Annotated in this window: 22 protein-coding genes and 3 pseudogenes; 17 read left to right on the plus strand and 8 right to left on the minus strand. The window is 56.2% G+C overall.

Translation table 11 applies throughout. The features are described from left to right. The 4 genes and pseudogenes from GOW56_RS21680 to GOW56_RS21725 form a co-directional block, all read left to right on the plus strand. Window positions 1-249: pseudogene (locus tag GOW56_RS21680) on the plus strand (hypothetical protein); the annotation flags it as partial. Window positions 250-256: 7 nt separating this feature from the next. After that, entirely contained in the window at window positions 257-1,453 is a 1,197-nt protein-coding gene (locus GOW56_RS04075; RefSeq protein WP_171205039.1) for a TniQ family protein, read from the plus strand. Then, window positions 1,414-2,094: a hypothetical protein gene (locus GOW56_RS04080; RefSeq protein WP_171205040.1), complete on the plus strand. Its 681-nt coding sequence runs from the start codon at window positions 1,414-1,416 to the stop codon at window positions 2,092-2,094. Before GOW56_RS04075 ends, GOW56_RS04080 begins: the two co-directional genes overlap by 40 nt. 532 nt (window positions 2,095-2,626) lie before the next feature. Next, window positions 2,627-2,745, plus strand: a pseudogene (locus GOW56_RS21725) (IS5/IS1182 family transposase); the annotation flags it as partial. A gap of 30 nt (window positions 2,746-2,775) precedes the next feature. Here GOW56_RS21725 and GOW56_RS04085 read toward each other — a convergent pair. Then, window positions 2,776-4,059, minus strand: a complete 1,284-nt coding sequence (locus GOW56_RS04085) for a cytochrome-c peroxidase (protein WP_171205041.1) — start codon at window positions 4,057-4,059, stop codon at window positions 2,776-2,778. Between the two features lie 3 nt (window positions 4,060-4,062). On the opposite strand from GOW56_RS04085, the gene GOW56_RS04090 reads away from it, so the two are divergent. Continuing rightward, entirely contained in the window at window positions 4,063-4,533 is a 471-nt protein-coding gene (locus tag GOW56_RS04090) for a tetratricopeptide repeat protein (protein WP_171205042.1), read from the plus strand. Between the two features lie 30 nt (window positions 4,534-4,563). Here GOW56_RS04090 and dctP read toward each other — a convergent pair whose 3' ends face one another. From dctP to GOW56_RS04120, 6 genes are read right to left on the minus strand one after another with little or no spacing between them, the layout of a single operon-like run. Further along, window positions 4,564-5,625: a TRAP transporter substrate-binding protein DctP gene (gene dctP / locus GOW56_RS04095; protein WP_152460164.1), complete on the minus strand. Its 1,062-nt coding sequence runs from the start codon at window positions 5,623-5,625 to the stop codon at window positions 4,564-4,566. A gap of 24 nt (window positions 5,626-5,649) precedes the next feature. Next, window positions 5,650-6,939, minus strand: coding sequence for a TRAP transporter large permease (locus GOW56_RS04100; protein WP_171205043.1), 1,290 nt, complete (start codon window positions 6,937-6,939; stop codon window positions 5,650-5,652). Then, on the minus strand, window positions 6,940-7,527 hold the full coding sequence (locus GOW56_RS04105) for a TRAP transporter small permease subunit (RefSeq protein WP_171205044.1): 588 nt from the start codon (window positions 7,525-7,527) through the stop codon (window positions 6,940-6,942). A gap of 53 nt (window positions 7,528-7,580) precedes the next feature. Continuing rightward, a complete protein-coding gene (locus tag GOW56_RS04110) occupies window positions 7,581-8,096 on the minus strand; it encodes a flavin reductase family protein (protein ID WP_371807873.1) in 516 nt (171 codons plus the stop codon). Then, window positions 8,096-8,986: an aldo/keto reductase family oxidoreductase gene (locus tag GOW56_RS04115; protein WP_171205046.1), complete on the minus strand. Its 891-nt coding sequence runs from the start codon at window positions 8,984-8,986 to the stop codon at window positions 8,096-8,098. The genes GOW56_RS04110 and GOW56_RS04115 overlap by 1 nt, the downstream gene beginning before the upstream one ends. Continuing rightward, window positions 8,986-10,140 carry an LLM class flavin-dependent oxidoreductase gene (locus GOW56_RS04120; RefSeq protein ID WP_171205047.1) on the minus strand — a complete coding sequence of 385 codons (1,155 nt, stop codon included), beginning with the start codon at window positions 10,138-10,140 and terminating at the stop codon, window positions 8,986-8,988. Before GOW56_RS04120 ends, GOW56_RS04115 begins: the two co-directional genes overlap by 1 nt. Before the next feature lie 105 nt (window positions 10,141-10,245). On the opposite strand from GOW56_RS04120, the gene GOW56_RS04125 reads away from it, so the two are divergent. The 3 genes from GOW56_RS04125 (at window position 10,246) to GOW56_RS04135 (ending at window position 13,492) form a co-directional block, all read left to right on the plus strand. Then, complete coding sequence (locus tag GOW56_RS04125; RefSeq protein ID WP_171169437.1) at window positions 10,246-10,956, plus strand: GntR family transcriptional regulator; 711 nt, start codon at window positions 10,246-10,248, stop codon at window positions 10,954-10,956. 12 nt (window positions 10,957-10,968) lie between these two features. Beyond that, window positions 10,969-12,066 carry a Gfo/Idh/MocA family protein gene (locus GOW56_RS04130; protein ID WP_171205048.1) on the plus strand — a complete coding sequence of 366 codons (1,098 nt, stop codon included), beginning with the start codon at window positions 10,969-10,971 and terminating at the stop codon, window positions 12,064-12,066. A 355-nt stretch (window positions 12,067-12,421) separates the two neighbouring features. Beyond that, the gene (locus GOW56_RS04135) at window positions 12,422-13,492 is read left to right on the plus strand and encodes a hypothetical protein (protein WP_171205049.1); all 1,071 of its coding nucleotides are present in this window, start codon (window positions 12,422-12,424) and stop codon (window positions 13,490-13,492) included. A 116-nt stretch (window positions 13,493-13,608) separates the two neighbouring features. On the opposite strand, the pseudogene GOW56_RS22050 reads toward GOW56_RS04135, so the two are convergent. After that, window positions 13,609-14,213: pseudogene (locus GOW56_RS22050) on the minus strand (hypothetical protein). Window positions 14,214-14,517: 304 nt separating this feature from the next. On the opposite strand from GOW56_RS22050, the gene GOW56_RS04140 reads away from it, so the two are divergent. The 9 genes from GOW56_RS04140 to GOW56_RS04180 all read left to right on the plus strand — a co-directional run bounded on the left by GOW56_RS04140 (window position 14,518) and on the right by GOW56_RS04180 (window position 23,626). Then, window positions 14,518-15,558 carry a GlxA family transcriptional regulator gene (locus GOW56_RS04140; RefSeq protein ID WP_171169821.1) on the plus strand — a complete coding sequence of 347 codons (1,041 nt, stop codon included), beginning with the start codon at window positions 14,518-14,520 and terminating at the stop codon, window positions 15,556-15,558. 82 nt (window positions 15,559-15,640) lie between these two features. Next, window positions 15,641-16,780, plus strand: a complete 1,140-nt coding sequence (locus GOW56_RS04145) for an SRPBCC family protein (RefSeq protein ID WP_171119116.1) — start codon at window positions 15,641-15,643, stop codon at window positions 16,778-16,780. Beyond that, window positions 16,777-18,306 (plus strand): choline-sulfatase, encoded by a 1,530-nt coding sequence (gene betC / locus GOW56_RS04150; protein WP_171205050.1) that lies wholly within the window; start codon window positions 16,777-16,779, stop codon window positions 18,304-18,306. Before GOW56_RS04145 ends, betC begins: the two co-directional genes overlap by 4 nt. After that, window positions 18,306-19,103 (plus strand): SDR family NAD(P)-dependent oxidoreductase, encoded by a 798-nt coding sequence (locus GOW56_RS04155; protein WP_171205051.1) that lies wholly within the window; start codon window positions 18,306-18,308, stop codon window positions 19,101-19,103. Before betC ends, GOW56_RS04155 begins: the two co-directional genes overlap by 1 nt. Window positions 19,104-19,251: 148 nt before the next feature. Further along, complete coding sequence (locus GOW56_RS04160) at window positions 19,252-20,184, plus strand: 3-keto-5-aminohexanoate cleavage protein (RefSeq protein WP_171205052.1); 933 nt, start codon at window positions 19,252-19,254, stop codon at window positions 20,182-20,184. A 15-nt stretch (window positions 20,185-20,199) separates the two neighbouring features. Next, window positions 20,200-21,618, plus strand: a complete 1,419-nt coding sequence (locus GOW56_RS04165; RefSeq protein ID WP_171205053.1) for an aminobutyraldehyde dehydrogenase — start codon at window positions 20,200-20,202, stop codon at window positions 21,616-21,618. After that, complete coding sequence (locus GOW56_RS04170) at window positions 21,618-22,352, plus strand: SDR family NAD(P)-dependent oxidoreductase (RefSeq protein ID WP_171205054.1); 735 nt, start codon at window positions 21,618-21,620, stop codon at window positions 22,350-22,352. Before GOW56_RS04165 ends, GOW56_RS04170 begins: the two co-directional genes overlap by 1 nt. After that, the gene (locus tag GOW56_RS04175) at window positions 22,352-23,296 is read left to right on the plus strand and encodes a 3-hydroxyacyl-CoA dehydrogenase NAD-binding domain-containing protein (RefSeq protein ID WP_171205055.1); all 945 of its coding nucleotides are present in this window, start codon (window positions 22,352-22,354) and stop codon (window positions 23,294-23,296) included. The genes GOW56_RS04170 and GOW56_RS04175 overlap by 1 nt, the downstream gene beginning before the upstream one ends. Before the next feature lie 165 nt (window positions 23,297-23,461). Then, window positions 23,462-23,626, plus strand: a complete 165-nt coding sequence (locus GOW56_RS04180) for a hypothetical protein (RefSeq protein ID WP_171205056.1) — start codon at window positions 23,462-23,464, stop codon at window positions 23,624-23,626. Window positions 23,627-23,978: the final 352 nt, after the last annotated feature.

The raw sequence follows: 23,978 nt of genomic DNA on the forward strand, positions 1-23,978 counted from the left end.
AGGTCTTCCTGTCAGCCATCGCCCTCGCTGCAATCGTATTGTTCTGGCTATGAAACAAGAACGAGTCCTGACCCTAGCGTTCTTTTGCAAATGCACTTTGCCGAGGCTTGGGGAATGCGGGAATGCTGCGATTGGAACAAGAACGTTTTCGTGACTGAAGATTGGGCTTCTTTGGATTTGGACGCGGGTGCTGAAGAATTCGAAGCGCGGCGTTCGGAACGTCAAGCCCGTCAGGTTAGCAAACGGTGAATCGTCCATGAAACCGCTATTTCCTCCCCTGAGAGATGAGAGCCTTTTGTCTTGGGTCAATCGATTTGCTTTGTTTCACTGTGGGGTTTCCGCAGAAGAGTTTTGCAGGGTGATCGGCTTGCCGCAGCAGGAACTGATTATTGGTCGGCAGCACGCGTTTTCCAAACTTGCTGTAGTTTTTGGTGTTCCTGTGGAACAGCTAAGAGCGCGATCTCATTATCCAGTGTCCAGTCGCGTCTACGGTTATCGCAGCGAGAACTTCTTTCAGGAATTTCTCTTAAGAAACAGGCAAACTTTCTGCCCGGCTTGCTTACTTTCGGACATTGAGACCAACCGAGACGGATTGAGAGTTGGCGCAGCGCGCATCAATTGGACATTTAGCCCGGTTCGAACCTGTCGATATCACAACGTGCCGTTGGTTCGAGCGCGTAAGGTAACAAGCAATGGTTCGAAGATCGACACTTCGTACTTGAAACCTGACATTCCGAAGCTTGAGGACATCCTAGCGCACTCAAAAACTCGAAGACCCTCTGAACTTCAAGGTTATGTGGAGAAACGGTTGGATGGTCATAAGGTATCGAGCTGGATGGATAGCCAGCCGATTGACCTAGCAAGCCGTTCTACCGAGATGCTTGGGGCATGCTTAGAGTTTGGGGCTCATGCCGCGCTTTCGAAGCTAAACGAAGACAATTGGGATCAGGCCGCTAAGGTAGGTTATGAGTTCACATCGAAGGGCGAGGAGGGAATTCGAGAAGCCCTGAGATATCTATTGAGTAACTCGGAAAGAAGCCAATCACAGTCCGGGCCGCAGGGAACATTCGGAGGGCTTTTTCACTGGGCCCAGGCCGACCGTGGTGTAAAACACATCGGACCCTTCAAAGAGGTTTTTCGGGAGTTCATTTTGGACAACGTCCGAGTAGAGCCGGGTACCTTGCTATTTGGCTCAGTGGTAGATCAAGCGAGGGTTCACTCAGTAGCGTCGCTAGCCAGAAAGTATGCTTTGCATCCGAAAACGGTTAGGAGTGCTTTGACAAAATCCGGACTACTTCGCGGCTCAAACGAACACGATTCAATGCGTCAAACCGCTCGCGTCCAGCAATCTGAGAAATTGATCAAAAAATTGGTCCAAGCTGTGCCTGTATCTAAAATTCCAGATTACATCGAGTGCACGAGTGCACGAGGGCGCAGGCGCAGCACCTGTTAAAAGCAGGGATTCTTAAGCCGGTTGTAGATGATGAAAAGAAATTCAGCGGCCGCCACAAAGGTGTGGATTCCGATGATCTCGACCGCCTATTGAAACAGATGCGTCAAAATGGAAAGCCTGTCGTGAATGCTGGTTTGGGAATGGCGAATGTTGGAGACGCCGCCAACGCTCTTCATGTTCCAACAACAGACATCGTCTCGTTGCTTTTGAAGGGTGGGCTCGAAAACGTCGAGCTTCTTCCTGAACTTTTCAAGTTTCGTTCGGTTCTCGTTGACTTGACTGAGGTATCGTTCAAGCTTGGTATGCAAGATGGCAAGACTGGGGTGACGATTTCCGATTCCGCCCGAGAACTTGGCGTTCACTTGGATGTTGTCCGGTTTTTATTGAGCGCCAACGCTGATTCTGGCTGCCGTGCGCTAGAAAGCTGTGGTCGGTACCGTCACATGGGCAAGATGTGCGATCTGGTAGATCCGCGCAGTCTCGACAAATTTAAGAGCCGCTTTCGAAAGCTGTCGCAGATCGAAGGATATTGGGTGAGAGATCCGGAACGACTCAGATCAAAGTTGGCTGAAAGAGGAATCAGACCAGCGTGGGATCCGGCTATCGCTGGCGCAGAGTTTTACCGGGTCTCCGACCTCTAGGTAGAACAAAACTTCAAAAAAAGCCGCTCAAACGAGCGGCTTTTTTTGTGTCTGGCGACTTTTTGCTGGGTGCCAATGACCTTGTTTTTTGGGTAAACATGCCGCCGTTCTTGACGTTGGCTTCAAGATGGGCGTTGAAAACTAGGATGAATTTATTCGACTTTGGGTCTCGATTGCTTGGTGCATCAGCTGTGAAAACCAGCAACAGCCTGCAATTTAACTTGCTAAAACTGCAACTTTGAACACCAGAACTTTGCCATCGCGTTTCGAGGCGCTGGCTTTTCTTGATTTGGATTGTGTAGAGAGAGTTGTCAGCGCTTTAGCACGCTCCCGATAAAGTTGGCGGGTGCCAAACCGCATTGGTCCGCTTGGACCAATCAAAGCTTCGTTAGCCTGATTGTAGTCTTCTGGCCATGCAGTGAAATAAAGCAGGTGCCAAATTGAGAATGCCCACGAAGATTGCAGAGAGTATGTGTTTGCAGGCGATTGATAAGTTTCAGAGATGGGTGGCGCCAGATGAGGCTATCCAGCCGAGAAATGCTTCAACAAGTTGAAGAATGCCAGCCGAGTTGCAACACGCTGCGACGTGCCCGCTGAAAGCTCTTCTGCTTCGTCGATTTCGCATCAACCCGTCTCTGGCTCAGCCATTAGTCAACATGACCTAATTGATGTGAGGGATGGCTAAGGAGTAAACCCTTTCGGCACACCGAATATCGGCGAGTCCACGCTGCGACCTGTCAACGAATTCAGAAAAGCAATCAGGTTTTCTATTTCTAATTCCGTGAGTTGGATCGGATCGATATCAATTTTCTTGCGTTGACGTGCCATTTCATATTGGTCCTGCCAAACTAGGAAATCCGTTTTTTGCAACCATGGCACCTCGGGTAAGGCAGCCATTTGAGGGGTCCATTTGTTCAGGCTGGTCTGCGGATCCAAATGATGGCGAATGACGCTTTCAAGATCAGGGAAGGCGCCATTGTGACCGTACGGTGCGGTCAGGGCAACGTTACGGAGCATCGGGGTGCGGAACCTGTAGGCATCCTCAAGGCGGTCGCTTTCACCCATGCGGCCCACATCCCGGACGAAGGGATCCCACTGCCGGGTGCGACCCGGCCCAAAGGGTGGCAAACCCAATGCATGGAACGTCTGATCTGACATGAGCGGACCGGTGTGGCAGGCGGAGCAGCGAGCTTTGCCGTAGAACAGCCTCATCCCCTCGATTTGCGCCGGTGAAAGGGCATTCATGTCGCCCGCAAGATAGTGGTCAAACGGGCTGTCGGTGCTGCGCCACTCGATCGCCATGAAAGCGGCCAGAGCGTTGGCGACTTGCGTGATCGTGATGTCCTCGGTCGTCTCGACCTCATCAAAGGCGGCGACCATGGCCGGACCATAGCGCAGATCGGTGCGGACGCGTTTCGCCAGAATGGGCCAGCCCTTGTCGATACGATCATGCACCGCGCCTGTGACTTCATTTTCAGCCACATTGCCCGCCATCTCGAATTGTGAGGTCAGGGGGAACAGAGCCTGTGCCGCCAGCAGGGAGTTCAGGCCTTCGGGCAGCCACTCCTGCGCCGGGGAATTGAAGCCGTTGCCGTAGACGTCGGAAATGCTCAGCCTGCCGTCGTGAAAGACGGTGTGTATGTCCTTGGCCCCAAGATTCCACAGGCCCGGAGAGTTGCGAGGGATGCGTTTGCGTATTCTGTCGGCCCCGGTGCCGGGTGTGCGGTCCGGCCCCAACCCCTTCCCCCCTTCTCCTATGCCCAGAGACAACCCGTCCGAAGTGCCGAAATCCGGGTGGTGACAATGGGCGCAGGCGATGTTGCGGTTGCCTGACAGGATCGGGTCGTAAAACAGTTGATGACCGATGGCGGCCTGTTCCATATCAAAGGGGATAAAGTCATCATCGGTTAGCGGGCGCGGCAAATCCTGTGCCACAGCGGCCCCGACCCAGAAGAAGGCAACCATCCCATGCGCCAGCTTGTTCTTGCCCTTTGCGTATTTGCGTCTCCGGCTCTGGCTGAACTGGAACAAGCCCGCGATTTGATGGAAGCCGGTCAGTTTGCTGCCGCGCGCGAGGAACTTCTTCCAGCCGCGCGCTCGGGCAACGCCGAGGCTGAAGAGTTGATCGGCGTGATGTACGGGCTGGGTTTGGGGGTCGAGCAGGATTACGAACGGGCTTTTGAATGGTATCTGCGGGCCTCGATGAAGGCGCATCCGGGGGCGCAGTCGGGCGTTGGCTGGTATTACGAATTGGGTCTGGGCATGCCCGCGCCCGATCTGGTGCGTGCGTATATGTGGTACACTCTCAGCGCCATTGGCGGCGACCCCGACGCGGCGATCAGCCTTGAGGAAGTGGTCAAGAAAATGTCGCCGGAGCAGATCGAAAAGGCGCATGTTCTGGTCAACGACTACAAAGGGTGGATGTACCCGTTTCGGTGAGGGCCAGGCCGCAAAGCCCGGCCCAACCGTTCACTTCAGATCCGCATCGCGAGCGGCGTTGACGTCCGCCTCAGCCGCCGCGACCGCCTCGGTCAGTGCAGCAAAGATCTCGTCGCCTCGCGCAACGTTGGACTGGAACCAATCATAGACTGGCGTTGCGGCCTCTTTGAACGCAGCCTTCTGATCGGGTGTCAGCACATAGAGGTCTCCGCCACCGGCCACGAAATCCTCATAGGCTTGGATCGACTTGCGCTTGGGAGATGCAAAAGTGGCCTGTTGCAGGGCATAGAACCCGTCGACCACGACGCGGCGCAGATCCTCGGGCATCTCCTGGAACTTGGCGTTGTTCATCCACCACAATGCGCCCATATAGGCGTGTCCGTCCAGCGTTACGTATTGCAGGCCCGCATCCGGGAATTTCATGCCCATGATGTCGGTGATGCCGTTCTTGGATCCTTCAACGACACCGGTCTGGAAGCTGGTGAACAGTTCCGGCCACGGGATTGGGGTGGGCGACGCACCCAGCGCCTTGACCAGTTCCTGCGGCAGGTCGGCGACGACGGTGCGGATTTTCAGGCCTTCCATATCCGCGGGCTCGGCAATGCGGCGCTGTGTGTTGGCAAAGTTGCGCCAGCCGCCGGTGTTGCCGATGGTCATCAGACGGATCGCGCCGCCCGAGTCCTCAAGCGCCATGTCGCGCATTGTGCGAGTGAAATCGCCCGACAGGACATGCTCTGCAATGCGGTCATCGGCCATCAGATAAGGCAGGTCCAGAACCTGCACGTAAGGAAAGATGCCTGAGGCACCGCCCGAGGTCGAGATGTAGATGTCGATGGTGCCGTCTGCCACGCCCTGCAAGCATTCGGCCCCGTTCGAGCAAAGCTGTGTGCCGATGAACAGTTCGACCTCGATCGCGCCGTTCGAGGCAGATTCGACATAGTTCTTGAAGACGATCAGCCCGTCATAATCCTCATCGTTTTCGTTCGAATTTGCGGTTGCGCGCAGCGTATAATCGGCGGCTGTCGCGGCCATGGCGGACGCCGCCACCAGCGATGTGGCCACCGCTGCGGTTTTGATGAATTCTCTGAGCATGCGTTTCCTCCCTGTGGAACTCAGTTAGTTGGCAAATCCCGTTATCCTCGGGATCGTCATGGATAGTGCGGGTATGTAGGTGATCAGGAAAATCACGATGATTTCGACCGCCAGGAACGGCAGGATCGCTTTGGCGATGGTTTCAACCCGTTCGCGCGATACGGCGGCGGCCACGAACAGCACCAAACCCATTGGCGGGGTGGCGAGGCCTACTGTCAGGTTGACGCTCATGATGATGGCAAAATGGATCGGGTCGACGCCGAGGCTGGTGAAGATCGGGCCAAGGATTGGTCCAAGGATGATGATCGCGGGGCCTGCGTCCAGGAACATGCCGACGATGAACAGCAGCAGGTTGATCAGGAACAAAAGGATCAGCGGGTTTTCTGACAGGCTGAGGATCAGCGAGGCCAGTTGTTCCGGCGCATGGCTGAGGCTGACGACTGTCTTGAACGCCATCGCAGCACCAACCAGCAGCAGAACAACGGCTGAAGTCATGCCTGCATTGCTGAGCACCTCGGGGACCTCTTTCCATGTCAATGTCCGCAGGATGAAGAACCCGATGATGAAGGCATAGCCCACGGCGACTGCCGCAGCCTCGGTCGGTGTGAAGATACCACCCAGAATACCGCCCAGAATGATGACCGGTGTCATCAATGGGAAAAAGGCCTTCAAACTGGCCTGACGCCGCTCGGGCCATGTGTATCTGCGGCTGGCGACGGGAAAGTCATAGCGGTCGGCCATCAGTTTGATCATCAGCATCAGACCGACACCGACCATCACGCCCGGAACGATCCCCGCCAGAAACAACGCGGCCACGCTTTCGCCCATCACATAGGCATAGATGATCATGATGCCCGAGGGCGGAATGATCGGCCCGATCACCGAACTCGCCGCCGTGATCGCGGCGGCGAATTTACGGGTATAGCCCTGTTTCTCCATCGCCGGGATCAGCATCGACCCTAGCGCCGAGGTGTCCGCCACGGCGGACCCCGAGAGGCCCGCGAACAGGATCGAACTCAGCACGTTCACATGCGCCAGACCACCGCGCAGGTGCCCCATCAGGGCCTGCGAAAACTCGACAAGGCGGATGGTGATGCCGCCTCGGTTCATGAGCTCTCCGGCCAGCATGAAGAAGGGGATCGCCATCAGAGGGAAGCTGTCCATGCCGTTGTAGACATTGCGATACAGCAACGTGATGTCGTTCGTCTGGCCGTTCAGCCACAGCAGGATTCCGGGCGCCGCCAGCAAAGCGAAAAAGACCGGCAGGCCGATCAGCAGGAAAATCAGGAAGGTGGGTAGGAACCAGATCAGCATTTATTCGGCCCCCACTGCCGCATCAGGAATTTCAGGCAACAGGTGGCCGCCGCCCAGCAGAGTGATGAAGGATCGCAGGATCAGCTCGATATTCACCGAGATCAGCAGGATGACTCCCACCAGCAGCGATGCCATCATCCAACTGCGCGGAATGCGATACCATTCGTCGAACCCGAAAGAGGTGGGCAGATACAGCGCGGCAGTGGCGAACTTGCCGCCAAAGCCAGTGACCTCGGACCAGCCGATATTGACCGCGACCAGCAGGACGGCGAGCGCGATCAAAAGCAGGAACAGATTCAGCGTTTGGCCGATGATGCGGGGAAGGAGGCGTTCCAGCATGTCGATGGCCACAAAACCGCCGCGCCGAAAGGCTGTGGGGGCCATCAGACCGGTCATCCACAACATGCAGAACCGCGCGGCCTCGTCCGGCCAGGGCAGCGCATTGCCCAGAACGTATCGGAAGAACACCTGGATCAGGATTGCGATCACCATGAGCGCAATCGCAACAACACCGACCGCACGGCCCAATCGCAGCACGGTTTCGTTCACGAATGCAATCGGTGCAAGCACCGATGCCAGTCCGCCCATGCGGATCCTCCCTTGGTCAGCCGCGGGTGTCCCCCACGGTCATCAAATCGCGCTTAGACTTTCGCGAATTGGCCGAGTTTCCCGGCATAAAAGGTCAGCGCGTCTCCATCCGACATACTGGCCCGTAGAACCTTTCCAACCACAATAACGTGATCGCCTGCATCGTGATAAGCGTGCTGTTCGCATTCGAACCGCGCAAGGCAGTCCGCCAACACCGGCGTCCCATTCTTACAGCGCCCGTGGGTGATGTCCCGCAGTGCAAAGGCGTCTTTCGAGCAGCCGAAACACAGCTCGGCCTGGTTCGAAGACAGCACATGCACGCTGAAATGGCGCGCCTTGTGGAAATAGGGGAAGCGACGCGAGTTTCGGTCTCCGGCCCACATGATCAGCGGTGGGTCAAGCGACAGGGACGAAAAGCTGTTGGCGGTGATGCAGACAGGCCCATCCGCGCTGTCGCAGGTCACGATGGTGACACCAGTTGCAAAGCGGCCGAAGGCGTCGCGCAGGGTACGTGTGTCGTCCTTATGTGGAATAAAGGTGCGGGTCATGTCCTTTGAGATTGCGTTCATCATGGTACCTCGTGCCCCAGCGCCGCCTCGTACAGGCGGAACCAGCTTTCGCGATCCAGTTTGACTTTCAATGCGTCAGAGGCGCGTTTAATCCGGTCCAGATTGTTGGTGCCCAGAACCGGCAGGATGTTGGCCGGGTGGGCCAACAGGAACGCCACTGCGACGGCGGCGCGATCCACGCCAAACCCGGCTGCGATTTCATCGGCGACGACCCCAATCGGCGGGTTTCCGGCCATCAACAGGCCTCCACCCAGCGGCGACCATGCCATCAACGGATGGCCATGCTGTTGGTGAAAGGCCAGATCACCGTTGGTGAAAGGGCTGATCTGACCCAGAGAAATTTCGATCTGGTTGGTGACCAACGGCGTATTCATCGCCGATTGCAGCAACGACCAATCCCACGGGCGGAAGTTGGACACGCCCACCGCGCCGACCTTGCCGCTGGCGACAACCTCATCCAGGGCGGCTCCGGTTTCATGGTGGTCCATCATGGGGTCCGGGCGGTGGATCAACAGCAGATCGAGGTGGTCAATCGCCATTTCCGACAACGACGTCTCGACCGATTTCAGAATGTGGGCGCGCGAGGTGTCGTAGTATTTTACCTTTGCATCCGTGTAACGGCCAACCGGCGCGACGATGTCGCATTTGGTGACGATCTCCATCTTCTGACGCAGGTTTGGATTGGCGCGCAGGGCGGCACCCAGCACGGCCTCGGCCTTGTAGCCGCCATAGATGTCGGCCTGATCGAAGGTGGTGATACCCTGATCCAGACAGGTCTGAATCTTGGCCTCGACATGGCCCGCGGACGTGTCACTGTCATCGCCCAACCGCCACATGCCATAGACAAGGCGGCTCATCTCCAGCGAGTCAGATAGTTTCACACGTTGCATCAGCGGCGTTCTCCGTTGCCCAGCGGTGTGGCCGGGGTCGTTTTGGGAACCCTTCCGTAAGCTTCGGGAAGGGAACAGGTTTTCAAATTCGGCAACACGCGGGCGCCGAAATGGCGGGCTTCGTCCAGATGCGGGTAGCCCGAGAAGATGAAAGCGCGGATGCCCATCTTCTGGTATTCCTCGATCTTCGACATAACCTGATCCGTCGATCCGACCAGAGCGGCACCGCAACCAGACCGTGCCCGGCCAACACCGGTCCAGAGACCGGGTTCGACATAGCCGTATTCATCCGCCAGATCGCGGTTCCTGGCCTGATGCGCCACCCCCAGCGAGGTCGAATCCAGCGCCCGTTCGCGGATGGCGCGACCGTATTCGTCGTCCAGCTTCGAGACGATGTAATCCGCGTATTCCTGTGCCTCAGCCTCGGTATCGCGAACGATCATATGGACACGCAACCCGTAATCCAGCGTGCGGTCGTAGTTTTTAGCGACGGCGTGAACGGCCTTCATCCGTTCGGCCAGTTGATCCTTGGTTTCAGGCCACATCAGGTAGACGTCACAATGCTCGCCGCACAGATCCAAAGCAGAGGGAGAATAGCCGCCGAAATAAAGCAGCGGCCCGCCGGTCTGATATGGCTTGGCCGGGTCGGTGGTCAGGCCCGAGAAGTTATAGACCTCGCCTGCATGATTGATCTCATCCCGCGTCCAGGCCTGTTTCAGAATCTCCACCACTTCGCGCGAGCGCTGATAGCGGAACGCGCTGTCGGCCTTCTCACCGGGAAAGTCGGATGAGATGATGTTGACCGTCAAACGCCCCTTCAGCATGTGGTCCAGCGTTGCGATGGTGCGGGCCAGCATGATCGGTTGCATCTCGCCACAGCGCACGGCGGCCAGCAGGTTGATCCGCTCGGTGATCGGAGCGCAGCCGGCGACAAAGCTCAGCGTGTCTTGACCGACCTGATAGGAGGACGGGCAGAGGATGTTGCGAAAACCCTGCGCTTCGGCCTCTTTCACAATGTTCGAGCAATGCTCCCAACTCGACCGCAGGGCACCGTCGGGAACGCCAAGGAACTGGTAATCATCGGAACACAGCGCAGCGAACCACGAAACTTCGGCCGCATCCAGATCGGGGGATGTGATGGGGACGATGCTCATTTGATTCACGCTCCGTACATCTTTGACTTTCCTCTTGCGTAGCAATCGCTTTGATGTAGATCAATAGTGTATCAATTTTTCCTGCGACCGAGTGAAGCGTCTGCCGTGCCTGCATCCAACCGAAACCCCAATGCCCTGCCGGTATATATTCAGATCGCGGAACTTCTGATCCGTGACATCGCGGCTGGTCGTCTTATTGACGGAGAACGATTGCCGCCCGAGCGCGAGATGGCCGCAGAGCTGAATGTCTCGGTTGGAACGCTGCGAAAATCGCTCTCAGAGCTAGAAAAAAAGGGGATGTTGGAGCGTATCCAGGGCTCGGGCAACTACATACGCGAGACCGGTACGCAAAACAGCGTCTATGCAATGTTCAGGCTGGAACTGCCGAAAGGGGGCGGCCTGCCCCGTGCGGATATCCTGTCGGTTGACCATCTGAAAAAGCCGGTCGATCTGCCGAAATTCGGTGCTTCTGACGCCGGTTCGCGTGTCCGGCGGATGCGCTACCTGAATGATACAATCATCGCTGTCGAAGAAATCTGGCTGGACGAATCAGCGGGCCTAATCGACCAGAGCCTGCTGTCCGACTCGCTCTATCGCTACTATCAGCGCCAGTTGGGCTTTTGGATCGCAAGAGCCGAAGACAGGGTTTCGGTCCGGCCTCTACCGGACTGGACGCCTTCTGACTTCACCAAGCCAGCCGGCCAAGCAGTCGGTTATATCGAGCGGTTCAGCTGGTCGGAAAGCGCCGAACCCGTCGAATTCTCAAAAACTTGGTTCGACCCGGATCGGGCCAACTACGTACAACGTCTGAAGTAAAAGGAATCGCACATGACCCGGACCATCAATTACGGGCTGATTGGATGCGGAATGATGGGGCAAGAGCACCTGCACAATATCGGATTGCTGGAAGGTACCAGTGTGTCTGCGATCTTTGAACCCAATCAGGAGATGGCAAAAGCCGCCAAGGCAATTGCGCCAACTGCAACCATGGTAGGTTCCGTGCAAGAGCTACTGGCGGTAGAGGAACTGGACTGCGTCGTCATTGTCAGCCCGAACCATCTTCATGTGGACCAGATCTGCGAAATCGCTGAGACACGTCCTCTGCCGCTTCTGGTAGAAAAACCATTGTTCACCGACCCGCAAGACGTGCCCCGGCTCGAGCAGTTGCAGCGCGACTACCCCTGCCCGATTTGGGTCGCGATGGAATACCGGTACATGCCCCCTATCGCTGCTTTGATCGGTAAGGCCGAGGCGACAGGTGGGGTGAAAATGCTGTCGATCCGCGAGCATCGTTTTCCCTTCCTCGACAAGGTCGGCCACTGGAACCGGTTCAACCGAAATACTGGCGGTACTTTCGTCGAGAAATGCTGCCACTTCTTCGACCTGATGCGTCTGATATTGCAATCCGATCCGATGCGCATCACGGCAAGCGGCGGGCAGGCGGTGAACCATCTGGACGAAAGTTACGACGGTCAAACCCCGGATATTCTGGATCATGGCTTTGTTCTGGTCGACTTTGCTTCGGGTGCGCGCGCGATGTTGGAACTTTGCATGTTTGCCGAAGGCTCACGCTATCAAGAAGAAATATCGGCCGTCGGACCGGACGCCAAGATCGAGGCGTTTGTTCCTGGACCCGGGCGATTCTGGCCCGATCACTTGGGAACTCCGCCGCTGCCGCAAGTGATCCTGAGCCCGCGCAATCCCAAAGGTCCGGTATCAATGGACGTTCCGGTGGACGCCACCCTTTTGGCGGCTGGGGATCACAATGGGTCGACCTACTATCAGCACAAAGGGTTCCTGTCCGTACTTCGTGGCGAAAAGGCGAAGCCGGATGTGAGTTTGAAGGACGGCCTCTGGGCTGTCAGGATGGGGCAAGCGGCGCAACAGGCAATTGAAACCGGTGAAACGGTTTACTTGGCCGACTGATCGAGGCCGGAGTCCCGGGTGCGTTTTGCGATCGCTAAAAGACCCCTTAGACTGTTGCTGGCAATGTCTTTCATCGTATGACTAGGACCACGATCGCTTGATTGGTTTAAGAGGGTAAAGCTCGCTGAAACTTCAATCTGCAGCGCGCTGTGTTTATGCAGAACGCGGCGGTTCTGGAATGTCTGGTCTTTGCTTTTCTGTCTGGTCAAGCGCGTCACGGGGTTCTGAGCTTAGTCACTGTCGAAGATTCGCATTCTAAACTAAGTTGAGTTACAGATTATTGTGCCAACTCAAGTGCCGACAGGTAAAAAGGAACACATAAACTAAATAACATCAGTATCTTATGCGTTTTCTAATGAAACTTCTCTTACTGCTTTGTATTCTGGCCACCTTTTTGGTGACCTTTAGACCTTTGCAAGCTTGCTCAGTCTGCGTGACTTTGCCTGAGGCTTCGTCGGCTGATCACATTATTTCCGCGGACATTATCGTTCTGGCTGGTCCCACACCGGACAACCCGTTCCGGTTTTCTCCGGTTCACATTCTGAGAGGGACAGAACAGAAAATCTCAACGCTGCCGGAAATACCGTTTCTGATCGACAGCAAGACCCGCGCAGCTTTCCGGTCCAATCCAGAAAAGACGGTTCTCTTCACCTATGGCGCAACCGACAAGGATGGTGCAGGGCGTAGCATTTCACGAAGCTGGAAGCGCCTATTCATGATGACGCCAGACAGATCTCGGTTTGTTGAGGATTTAATAGCTGTTGGAGGATCGTGGGCGTACGGCGACAATGACGGCTCGGAGCGTGTTATGTTCTTTGCGGGCTATCTAAGCCACGAAGATCATGTGCTGAGAAACATCGCTATGGTTGAAATCTACCGTGCCCCATATGAATTTGTTCATCCACTGCGGAACACGGTGCCTACTGAGCAGCTCCTGCAAGAATTTCGTAGTCTGAACAGGATCAGTTACATACCCGTCGCGGTGCGTCTGCTTGGCTTGCAATCTGATGAACAGGCAGCCTCTGTTGTGCGTTCGCGATTTGAACAGGTTTTGAAAAGCAATGGTCAAAACCTTTATGAATGGGCTCTCGCAGGTATCGAAATCGACGGCGCCCTTGCAGTTACTGCGATTGAGCGAGCACTGCAGCGCCCCGGCTGGCAACCGCCCGAAAAGCAATCCCTGATCCGGGCTTTGACCGAAGGCGGCACGGTTTTGCCTGAACTTCGCGCTCAGATTATTGGCATTTTCGCGAGTGAACTCGAAAAGGACCGTAATCTAGCGCCGCGGATCGCAGTTGCCATGCGGAACTGGGGCGAGACCGCCCTGAATCACCAATTTCAAGCGCTTATCGTGAGGGGCGAAATTGATCCCGCGACACAATTTGTTCTCGGAACAATAATCGGCGCGGGGCAGGTCACCGATTGAAAGTGAGCTGTGCGCTGTTCTTTGGCACAAGTAATGCGAAATGGATCTCGATCGCCCGTTTTCAGAGTTTTTTGGCGTTGGTCTCTTTGTAACGCAGGGTCTGGTTCGGTTTACGTTTAAGTAAAAGTGGCAGTGGCTTTGTTCTGAAACCTACGGTTTCTGATTGTTTGCTTCTTGATCTCCACTCTTATGTTCAGGATTTCGGCGCCTCGGCCATGGTAGACGTCGGCGGGCGTCAAGTTGGCCAGGCTCTCGGGGTAACAGTAGTTGTTGTTGTGATCGACAAAGGTGCCGATCTGTCGCTCAAAACCTCCGGGTAGGAAGTAAATTTCCAAGAGAACCCAGTTCTTCTTAGTTTGGTACCAACGCTCGAACTGGAGTGGGGTTTGTGTGTGGTGCGGCGCACCGTGCACGTGATCCGAGACAGTCCACCAGATCACCCGCGGCGTATGTCGAGCCGTTTTCGCTGAGCAGCCTTGGCTCGTGTGCGACCATGACGTGATCTCAGTCCGAGGCCTCAGGGGCAGTCACCTGCCGAGCGGTGTCGCCCGCAAGACGGGCTCTCCCGGCTTCCGGGAACTCCTTCGACCAGAATATAAAAGCTTTCGGTTATGCCCTCGCGGAGACACAGCGCCGCAAGGCTATCCTCAGCGCGCAGACCGGCCGGGACAATACCGACATTCTATTCGGCCCAGTAATGTTTGCGGGTCTTGCGTTTGATGTTCCTGACTAGCTTTTAGTCTGCGTCTTTCTAGGTTCCAGATTTCTTGTTCATCTTGGCTTGCTAATAGGTTCAATGAACTCGAACTCCTCCGTTACACAGATACCCAAATCTACCAGGTGGGTGCTGAAGTCAGACAGCCGAAAATGGAAGATCCTTCGTCGCAGTTCGAGGCGAAAGATAAGCTTGTGTCGCTGCAATGCACGTTGCGCTTCGCGCCTGATTCAGCCTTGAGTTGGTCGTCAATTTTACTTGTCTGGCCGCACTGTCTACCGTTGAGAATGAACAGAAGGGAGTTGGCGACATGGTCGAGGGCGGCGGGCCGGACAGAACAACCGAACTGAGAATCGCTGTAACACCATTTTTCAACCTGGCGGCCACGATGTCATTTATCGATCCCTTTCGTGCCGCCAACTATCTCGAGGGAACAACACTGTTCCGATGGCAACTTGTGTCCGAGGCGGGCGGAATGGTGACGGCCAGCAATGGCGTTGAAGTCAACACTGCCAGGTTCTCGGAGGCGGGAATGAACAAAGCGGACATGCTTTTCGTCTCGTCAAGTTGGGAGCCGGAGCGCCATGTTTCTGCAGCATTGCGCGCGAACCTCAGAAATGCCGCGAAACGTCAGGCAATCTTGGGCGGGCTAGATACAGGTGCCTTTATTCTGGCCCATGCCGGGTTGCTGGAAAACTATACGGCAACAGTCCATTACGAACATATAGATGCGTTTCAAGAATTGTTCCCCAAGACGGGCATCAGTGAAGCGCTTTGGGTTATTGATCGCCGTCGTGTGACTTGCAGTGGGGGTGCGGCTTCGCTCGATCTTGCCCTGCATCTGATCCAGCAGTCTCATGGTAGCGCTCTTGCAAATGCCGCTGCACGCTATGTGTTTGCCCCCCCGATACGCGCCCACGGGGCATTGCAGTACCCCGAGAATACCGAGCCTTTGGGCAACTCCGTTCCAACAAATGTGCGTGCCGCAATTCGTGTCATGGAGGCAAACCTTGAAACGCCACTCTCCATTGCGGATGTTTGCAGGCATGTCGGGTTATCACATAGGCAACTTGATCGGCTCTTTGCGCAATGCGTGCGAAAAACACCAGCACTTTACTATCGCGATATCCGCCTCGACCGGGCCCGCGGCCTTGTGACTCAAACTGACCTGACCATGTCGGAGATTGCCTTTGCGAGCGGATTTTCAAGCCAGGTCCACTTTAGTCGGGCCTACAAGGACCGCTTCGGTCTCCCGCCGAGCAAGGATCGTGTGCAGGGACGCATTCCATTCGAGTTCCGAGCATGGCCAATGCACCGCGCACCAAAGCCTAAGGCGAAAAAAGTTAAGTAGTCGGCGATTCATGGTAAGTCTTGTGGTTTGATCCGCGAAATGCTGGTGCAGTGAGTTCCTGATTCCAGTCGTGAGGACAGCCATGACGCAGTTTCCAGATCAAAACGCGTTCGAAGCAATAAAGTCTGGCTTCGACCCAGATCCAAATCGTGCGCTTTCGTTGCGCAAAGAGGCTTACATTGACGCAAACTGGTTTGAGGTCGACCGTACGGAGATCCTTGCCAAGTCTTGGCAATGGGTTTGTCACGTCGAAAAGCTGCGTACGCCGGGGTCATACGTCGCCACACATATCGCGGGGCACCCAATCGCTGTCGTCAGGGATAGGGAAGGGGTCTTGCGCGCCTTCTACAACGTCTGCAAACACCGCGCCCATGAGCTGTTGAGTGGCGAAGGCGAGACGACCCGTATCATGTGTCCCTACCATGCTTGGGTCTACAAGCTTGACGGTCAACTTGTCCGCGCACCTGAAACAGACCACCTGGAGGCCTTCACGCCACGCGATATCTGCCTGGATGCTGTTCAAGTGGAAGAATTTGCCGGTTTCGTTTTCGTCAACCTCGACACGCAAGCTGCCTCGCTGTCGGATCAATCCGGCAATCTGGAGACCGAAATCCGCCACTGGGCCCCTGATATCGAACAACTTACCTTCGGGAAAAGACTGACATACGATATCAAGTCGAACTGGAAGAATGTCGTCGACAATTTCCTTGAATGCTACCATTGCCCGACCGCCCACAAGGACTTTTGTGATCTTGTGGACATGGACACGTACAAGGTCACGACCTACGGTATTTATTCCAGCCACATGGCAGAGGCGGGGCAGAACGCCAATTCCGCCTACGACGTCTCCAACGCGACTGTAAAGACCCATGCGGTCTGGTGGCTTTGGCCCACAACTTGTCTGATGCGATACCCGGGCCGGTCCAGCATGATCGTGTTAAATGTCATTCCGGTCGGACCAGATCGCACGTTGGAGACCTATGACTTTTTTCTTGAGACGCCCGAGCCTGATCCGATGGAAATCGACGCGATGCGCTATCTGGATGAAGTGCTTCAGGTTGAAGACATCAATCTGGTCGAAAGTGTACAGCGAGGAATGAAAACGCCGGCCTTTACGCAAGGTCGAATCGTGTCGGACCCTTCAGGATCCGGCAAATCCGAACATGCCGTTCATCACTTCCACGGGCTGGTACTTGATGCTTACGCAAAGGCCGCTCCATGACGCAGCCGAATATTGTTGTGGTGATGGCCGATCAGTTGGCACCACATTTCATTGGTGCTTATGGGCACAAGGGCGCCAAAACCCAGCACATGGACAAACTCGCGGCACGCGGGATGCGATTTGACGCCGCTTATTGCAACTCGCCGCTCTGTGCACCGTCGCGATTTGCTTTCATGTCCGGGCAATATGTCAGCCGAATTGCGGCTTATGACAACGCGTCGGAATTCCGTGCCAGCGTGCCTACCTTTGCACACTACCTCAAGGCTCTGGGATATCGCACGTGCCTGTCAGGCAAGATGCACTTCGTCGGACCTGACCAGATGCATGGGTTTCAAGATCGGATTACGACCGATATCTATCCCGCCGATTTCGCTTGGACGCCGGACTGGGAAGCCCATGATGAGCGGATCGACAAGTGGTACCACAACATGCAGACCGTCAAGGAAAGCGGTGTGGCAATCGCGACATTCCAAACGGATTACGATGACGAGGTCGAGTTCGCAGCGCGCCGGTGGCTGATCGAGCGCGGACGGGATCACGCAGCCGGCGACGTCTCTCCGTTCTGCTTGGTGGCGAGTTTCATCCATCCTCACGATCCATATGTGGCGAAGCCAGAATTCTGGGATCTCTACGCCGATTATGAAGTCGACTTGCCGCAAGGCCTCTCTCTGGAAGAGCACGACCCGTTCTCACGCCGTGTGATGGATGGGATCGAAGCCTCCACTGTGCCGCTTTCGGATGAAGAAATCGGCCGCGCACGGCGCGCTTATCTGGCAAATGTGAGCTATTTCGACAGTAAAGTCGGCGCGATCGTCAAGGCGCTGGAAGAAACGGGTCAGATTGACAACACATTGATCATTGTGACCGCGGATCATGGAGACATGCTGGGTGAACGGGGTCTTTGGTACAAGATGACGTTCTTCGAACACTCTGCCCGTGTGCCCTTAATCTTCGCAGGCCCGGATGTGGCCGAAGGCACGGCGCCTCACGCGTGCTCTCTCGTCGACCTGCTTCCGACCTTCCTGGAGGTTGCCGGAGGGACACCCGACATGCTGGGCGAGCCAGTTGACGGGCGGTCCCTGATGCCCTTGGCGCGTGGGGAGGATGCACCAGAGAACATTGCCATCGGTGAATACTGCGCAGAGATGACACCTTGGCCTGTCTTCATGATCCGGCGCGGGACACTGAAATATATTCACTGCGATGTGGATCCACCGCAGCTCTATGACCTGTCTCGGGACCCGGATGAGCGTGTCAACTTGGCGGATGACCCGGCCTACAGTGATGCAGCCGCTGCCTTTGCATGCGAAGTCGCTGAGAGATGGGACAGCGAAAGGCTCCGGGCTGATGTTATGCGCACCCAGAAATCGAGGCGCGCGCTTCATGCCGCGATGGAGGCCGGGGCAAGCGAGCCATGGGATTACAACCCGCCGCGCGACGCCAGTCAGGAATATGTTCGCAATCACATGGATTGGACTGCGGCAGCCGCGCGCTACCGCTTTCCACCGATGGGGGAAACAAACTGATGGATATTCAAGACGGCAAGGTGGCCCTTGTGACGGGCGGACGGGGCGGCATCGGCCGTGCGATTGTGGATCGGCTGACCCGAGAAGGGGCCGTTGTCTACGCAGCCGATCTCAGTGAAAGCGGATCCGTGTCCAACCCAGCAGGGGCCGATAGCCGTTTTCTCCGACTTGATGTCACCTCAGAACCCGAGGCCATTGCAGCTATGGAGAGGATAAAGACTGAGCACGGCAAACTCGATATTCTCGTGAACGCTGCGGGCATCGAGATCGAAAAAACAATTGAGGATACAAGCCTTGAAGAATGGAACCGCTCGTTTGCGGTGAACGTGACAGGCACATTCCTGACGTCCAAATATGCGCTACCTTTGATGCGCAAGGCGGCAAAGAGCGGCAGTTCTGCCTCTGTCATTAACTTCGGATCATATGACGGTTTCATCGCAGATCCGGGACTGGCGGCATATTGTGCAACGAAAGGTGCGGTTCATGCCCTGACCCGCGCGATGGCCTGCGATCACGGGCCCGAAGGCATCCGGGTCAACGCGATTTGCCCTGGCTACATCGACACACCAATGCTTCAAAGCTTTTTCACCGGCGACGGCTCGGGTGGCGGCGGCAAGACGATTGACCAGCTTCAGCAAGCTGTGCGCGATGTGCACCCGATGCGCACTTATGGAACGCCAGACGATATCGCAAACCTTGTGAACTGGCTCGCCAGCGATGAGGCCCGATATGCAAGCGGACAGCTTTGGGTGCTGGATGGAGGCCTTAGCGCTCAAGTCCAGCAGATGCGGCTATGAAATGCGCCGTCAACCCCAGGAAGGTCGCCGACGAGGGTGCTTTACGGCCACGCTATGCGCTTGGTGAAACCCCCGAGGTTCACCTGATCTACCGACCCAAAGAGGTGCGTTACCATTTGCGCCGTGTTGTTTCGCAGGAGGCCCCGGAATGCCAAAATCCGTAATCATCACATGCGCACCGACCGGGGGCATCCACACCCCGACAATGAGCCCTCATCTGCCCATTACGCCAACCGAAATCGCAACGGCCAGTATAGAAGCCGCCGAGGCCGGTGCCTCCATTATCCATTTGCATGCCCGCCATCCCGAGACCGGCAAACCCGATCCCAGGCCAGAATTGTTCCAGCAATTTATGCCTGTCATCAAACAATCCACAGATGCCGTGATCAACGTTTCAACCGGCGGTGGTCTTGGCATGTCCATGGACGAACGCATGTTGGCGGCCACGACAACAAGCCCCGAAATGGCATCCCTCAATGTGGGGTCCCTGAACTTCGGAATCTTCCCGATGCTTCAGAAATACACCGAGTTTCAGCATGATTGGGAACGCCCTTTCCTCGAAATGACCGAGGATTTCATCTTTCCCAACACGTTCGGGACAATTCGCTACGCCATCGAAAAGCTTGGGGGTGAACATGGCACACGGTTCGAATTCGAGTGCTACGATCTTGGTCATCTCTACAATGTAAAATGGTTCGTTGATCAGGGTCTGATCAAGCCACCGTTTTTTATTCAGATGGTGTTCGGAATCCTCGGCGGTGTGGGCGCTGATCTCGACAACCTGATGCATATGCACACCATAGCCGACCGGCTGTTCGGGCCGGAGAATTACGAATGGTCGGTGCTGGCTGCGGGGCGCCATCAGATGCCATTTGCGACTCAGGCGGCCCTGTTGGGGGGCAACCTTCGTGTGGGGCTCGAAGACAGCCTGTTCATCGGCAAGGGCGAACTGGCGACATCCAATGCCCAGCAGGTCCGGAAAATTCGAGACATCGTGGAAAACCTCGGGCTTGAGGTTGCAACACCTGCCGAAGCCAGAGAGCGGCTCGCGCTCAAGGGCGCGGACCGGGTGAATTTCTGATAGAAGGGAACAGGCATGCAAGGCAAATTGCTTATCAATGGGGAGATGGTGGAAGGGGAGGGTGAGGCCCTGGCCATTTTGAATCCCGCGACTGGAGAGAAGATTGGTCAGGTCGCAGAGGCCAGTTCGGACCAGGTAGAGGCCGCAGTAAGGTCATCTGAAGAGGCGTTCGAAACCTTCCGACATGTCCCGCCGGCCGAACGGGCCGTGCTGCTGATGCAAATCGCCGATATTATCGAAGCCAATCAGGATGAGTTGGCGGAGCTTGAAAGCCTTGATGTCGGCAAACCCTGGCCATCGGCCCGCGATGATGAGTTCCCTCTTACCATCGACACATTCCGCTTCTTTGCAGGGGCGGCCCGGACCATGACGGGATCGGCCGCGGGCGAGTATGTCGTAGGCCACACAAGCATGATCCGCCGCGACCCGGTTGGCCCTGTGGCGGCGATTGCCCCTTGGAATTATCCGTTGATGATGGCCGCCTGGAAACTTGCAGCCCCTCTTGCAGCCGGCTGTACAGTTGTTCTGAAGCCTTCCGAGATCACACCTTTGTCCACGCTGCGGCTTGCTGAACTTTTGCAGGATGTCTTGCCCAAAGGGGTGCTGAATGTGATTCACGGGCGTGGTCCCACGATTGGGGATCAATTGATCAACAGCCCTCAAATGGAAGCGATCACCGTCACGGGGTCTCCGGCCACCGGCATGGCCGCCATGCGCGCCGCCAGCGAGCAAATCCGCCATGTGCATCTGGAACTGGGTGGCAAGGCCCCCGTCATTGTTTTTGATGATGCCGACCTGGACGCTGTGGCTGAAACGATCCGCTATGGGAGCTTTTTCAATGCCGGGCAGGATTGTGCGCAACCGTGCCGGATCCTGGTCCAGGACAGTGTGTATGAAAAATTCGCGGCCATGGTCGAAGCGCAAGTAAAAGAAATAAAAGTTGGCGCACCCAAGGCTGAAGGCACCGAAATGGGTCCGATGGTTTCCGCAGCTCAGCGCGACCGCGTTTCCGCCTTTGTCGACCGCGCACGTCCTGGATGCGAGATCGTCACAGGTGGCGCAAGCGGAGATGGAAACGGGTTCTTCTATCAACCGACGGTGTTAGCAAACGTCGATAATTCAGCAGAGATCGCAACGGATGAGGTCTTTGGGCCCGTTTTGACGCTTTCCCGTTTCTCGGACGCGGATCATGCCGTAAAGGTGGCGAATGCAGGTCGATACGGACTGGCATCTTCGGTCTGGACGACCGACGTGGGACGGGCGATGTCGATTACATCTCGCCTGCGCTACGGGTTCACATGGGTCAATACGCATGGTGTCGGCACACCTGAAATGCCTTGGGCCGCGATGAAAGGCTCCGGCACGGGCTGTGATATGAGCGTCTATGCGCTCGACGCCTATACGTCGATCCGTCATGTGATGGTGGCGCACTGATGCGGCTTGCGGGAAAAAAAGCGTTTGTTTCTGGCGGGCGCCAGGGAATTGGACGCGCCATCGTCGGTGCTTTCCTAAAGGAAGGCGCCGAGGTGGTGACCTGCGGGCGGGGTGGAGCCCCTGACGGCCTGCCCTGTGAATGGCACGATCTGGACGTCAGTGATCCGGTGAACGTCCAAATGGTAGCCAAGGCTGTGGGTGCGTTGGACATTCTCGTCAACAATGCCGGGGTCCAGGTGGAAAAGTCAGTGACGGAAAGCACCGACGCGGATTGGGATCTAGTGATCGGCGCCAACTGTCGAGGGGTGTTCAACTGCTGCCGTGCCTTTATTCCGACTATGAAATCCGGCGGGAGCATCATCAATATCGGCTCAATCTCTGGCAAGGTCGCGGACCCTTCGATGGCTCTCTACAATGCGTCCAAAGCTTTCGTGCATGGGCTCACGCGATCTATCGCCGTGGATCATGGCCCAAGCCTGCGGTGCAATGCGATTTGTCCGGGATGGATCAATACCGGCATGCTTGAGGCCGCGTTCGAACTTGCAAAGGATCCTGTCGCGGCAAGGCAAGACGCACTGGCCCGTCATCCCGTTCGTCGGTTTGGCGAGCCGGATGACATTGCATCCATGGCTGTCTGGCTCGCCTCTGACGAGGCAAGCTTCGCAACGGGTCAGTTCTTTACCGTCGACGGCGGCATGACGGCCGCGTCGCCACTCAACCCCGGAGTGTTCTGATGTCGGATATCTCACATACTGCAATTCTTGGTGCCGGCGTTATTGGTGCAAGCTGGGCTGCGCTGTTTCTCGCGGCTGGTCGATCAGTTACTGTTTACGACCCGGCACCAAACTCTGAAGAGCAAACCCGCGCTTTCATTGAAACAGCTTGGCCCACGCTTGAAGAACTCGGCCTGACCGCCAGAGCCTCTCCGAACGCATTGGCGTTTGCAGAAACAGCAGCATCTGCGGTCGATGGTGCAGACTTCGTGCAGGAGAATGTTCCAGAAAGAGAAGCGATCAAACACGCACTCTATTCTGAAGTCGAACCAGCCCTGAGCGAGGATGCGATCGTTTCCAGTTCCACATCAGGCATGACGCTGGAGGCTTTGCAAGCTGGCTGGCAAGATCCTGCGCCTTTCATCCTCGGACACCCGTTCAACCCGCCACATCTTATCCCGTTGGTGGAGCTCACTGCAAACGCGCAAACAGGTGATGGCGTTCTCGAACGAGCCGAAGCGTTTTATCACGACATAGGCAAGGTCACGATCCGCATCAGGAAAGGCTTGCCTGGCCATGTGGCGAACCGCCTTCAGGCAGCCGTCTGGCGCGAAGCGGTCCATATGGCTGTCGAGGGCGTTGCTTCGGTCGAAGACATTGACAAGGCCATGTGGGCGGGCCCCGGTCTGCGATGGGCGGCCATGGGGCCGACGATGTTGTTCAATCTAGGCGCGGGAGAGGGCGGTCTGCGCGCCTTTTGCGAACACTTCCGGGATACGTTTAACGGATGGTGGGACGGGTTGGGTCAGCCACACTTGAACGACGACGTTATCGAAACTTTGGTTCAGGGCATAAACGAAGAAGCAAACGGTCGATCCCCGCAGACACTCGCGGCCGAGCGAGATGCGCTTATTGTTGCCATGCAAAAATCCCTCAAAAGCATTCGACTAGAATCGAACACTTGAACGCTGAGCGTTCGTGATAACGCATTGAGGAGGCACCACCGGCCGAATTTCGGAGCTCTGGCTGCGCAGTGTGTCGACAATCCGTTCCGCCGTGGCCGCGCCAAAGCCCTGTTGTAGCTTCGTGATGAGGTTGCCTTCGTGGACGGCAAAGGGTTGGAACACTGAATGTACGACAAAGTTGGTGCTTTTTATTGTCTGGGTCTCTTCCTCGATCCAAACGTGCTGGATCTTCCGTCCGTCGCCTTCGGCGATTATTTTAGCTTGGGCATGCGCGGCATGACCCTGGAAAACGCCACTGCCTTTTCTGCGATCTTGCGCGAGACCCCGTAGAATTTCTACCGTTCCTAAAGCCTGGTTGCGCCCAAGAAAGCTGCGGTTACTTGGGGCTAGAAGATATCAGGGTCCCCTGCTGTGGTAGATTTCTGCCGGTTGGGATGAACTGAGCAAAAACAACCCGCGAAACGTTGCGGAAATCGTTGCGTGAAATACGCTGAAAGCAAAAAAGCGCCCTTGGGCGCCTTGTTTTATTGGTCGGAGTGAGAGGATTCGAACCTCCGACCCCTGCCTCCCGAAGATCGGTGCAGGTGGCCAAGTTATTGATTTTTAGTCAAAGGAGCCCTGTTTTCCAGGCGTTGTCGCCAATCAAACCAGCCAAGTTCAGGTTCGGCAGGTTCATTGAACC

Origin of the sequence: Ruegeria sp. HKCCA0235A (assembly GCF_013033235.1) — a bacterium.
Classification (GTDB): domain Bacteria; phylum Pseudomonadota; class Alphaproteobacteria; order Rhodobacterales; family Rhodobacteraceae; genus Ruegeria.

Coding starts and splice junctions, on each gene's coding strand:
- GOW56_RS04075 (WP_171205039.1), top strand. CDS start 257: ATGAAACCGCTATTTCCTCCCCTGAGAGATGAGAGCCTTTTGTCTTGG.
- GOW56_RS04085 (WP_171205041.1), bottom strand. CDS start 4,059: ATGGTTGCCTTCTTCTGGGTCGGGGCCGCTGTGGCACAGGATTTGCCG.
- GOW56_RS04090 (WP_171205042.1), top strand. CDS start 4,063: ATGCGCCAGCTTGTTCTTGCCCTTTGCGTATTTGCGTCTCCGGCTCTG.
- dctP (WP_152460164.1), bottom strand. CDS start 5,625: ATGCTCAGAGAATTCATCAAAACCGCAGCGGTGGCCACATCGCTGGTG.
- GOW56_RS04100 (WP_171205043.1), bottom strand. CDS start 6,939: ATGCTGATCTGGTTCCTACCCACCTTCCTGATTTTCCTGCTGATCGGC.
- GOW56_RS04105 (WP_171205044.1), bottom strand. CDS start 7,527: ATGGGCGGACTGGCATCGGTGCTTGCACCGATTGCATTCGTGAACGAA.
- GOW56_RS04110 (WP_371807873.1), bottom strand. CDS start 8,096: ATGAACGCAATCTCAAAGGACATGACCCGCACCTTTATTCCACATAAG.
- GOW56_RS04115 (WP_171205046.1), bottom strand. CDS start 8,986: ATGCAACGTGTGAAACTATCTGACTCGCTGGAGATGAGCCGCCTTGTC.
- GOW56_RS04120 (WP_171205047.1), bottom strand. CDS start 10,140: ATGAGCATCGTCCCCATCACATCCCCCGATCTGGATGCGGCCGAAGTT.
- GOW56_RS04130 (WP_171205048.1), top strand. CDS start 10,969: ATGACCCGGACCATCAATTACGGGCTGATTGGATGCGGAATGATGGGG.
- GOW56_RS04135 (WP_171205049.1), top strand. CDS start 12,422: ATGAAACTTCTCTTACTGCTTTGTATTCTGGCCACCTTTTTGGTGACC.
- GOW56_RS04140 (WP_171169821.1), top strand. CDS start 14,518: ATGGTCGAGGGCGGCGGGCCGGACAGAACAACCGAACTGAGAATCGCT.
- GOW56_RS04145 (WP_171119116.1), top strand. CDS start 15,641: ATGACGCAGTTTCCAGATCAAAACGCGTTCGAAGCAATAAAGTCTGGC.
- betC (WP_171205050.1), top strand. CDS start 16,777: ATGACGCAGCCGAATATTGTTGTGGTGATGGCCGATCAGTTGGCACCA.
- GOW56_RS04155 (WP_171205051.1), top strand. CDS start 18,306: ATGGATATTCAAGACGGCAAGGTGGCCCTTGTGACGGGCGGACGGGGC.
- GOW56_RS04160 (WP_171205052.1), top strand. CDS start 19,252: ATGCCAAAATCCGTAATCATCACATGCGCACCGACCGGGGGCATCCAC.
- GOW56_RS04165 (WP_171205053.1), top strand. CDS start 20,200: ATGCAAGGCAAATTGCTTATCAATGGGGAGATGGTGGAAGGGGAGGGT.
- GOW56_RS04170 (WP_171205054.1), top strand. CDS start 21,618: ATGCGGCTTGCGGGAAAAAAAGCGTTTGTTTCTGGCGGGCGCCAGGGA.
- GOW56_RS04175 (WP_171205055.1), top strand. CDS start 22,352: ATGTCGGATATCTCACATACTGCAATTCTTGGTGCCGGCGTTATTGGT.
- GOW56_RS04180 (WP_171205056.1), top strand. CDS start 23,462: ATGTACGACAAAGTTGGTGCTTTTTATTGTCTGGGTCTCTTCCTCGAT.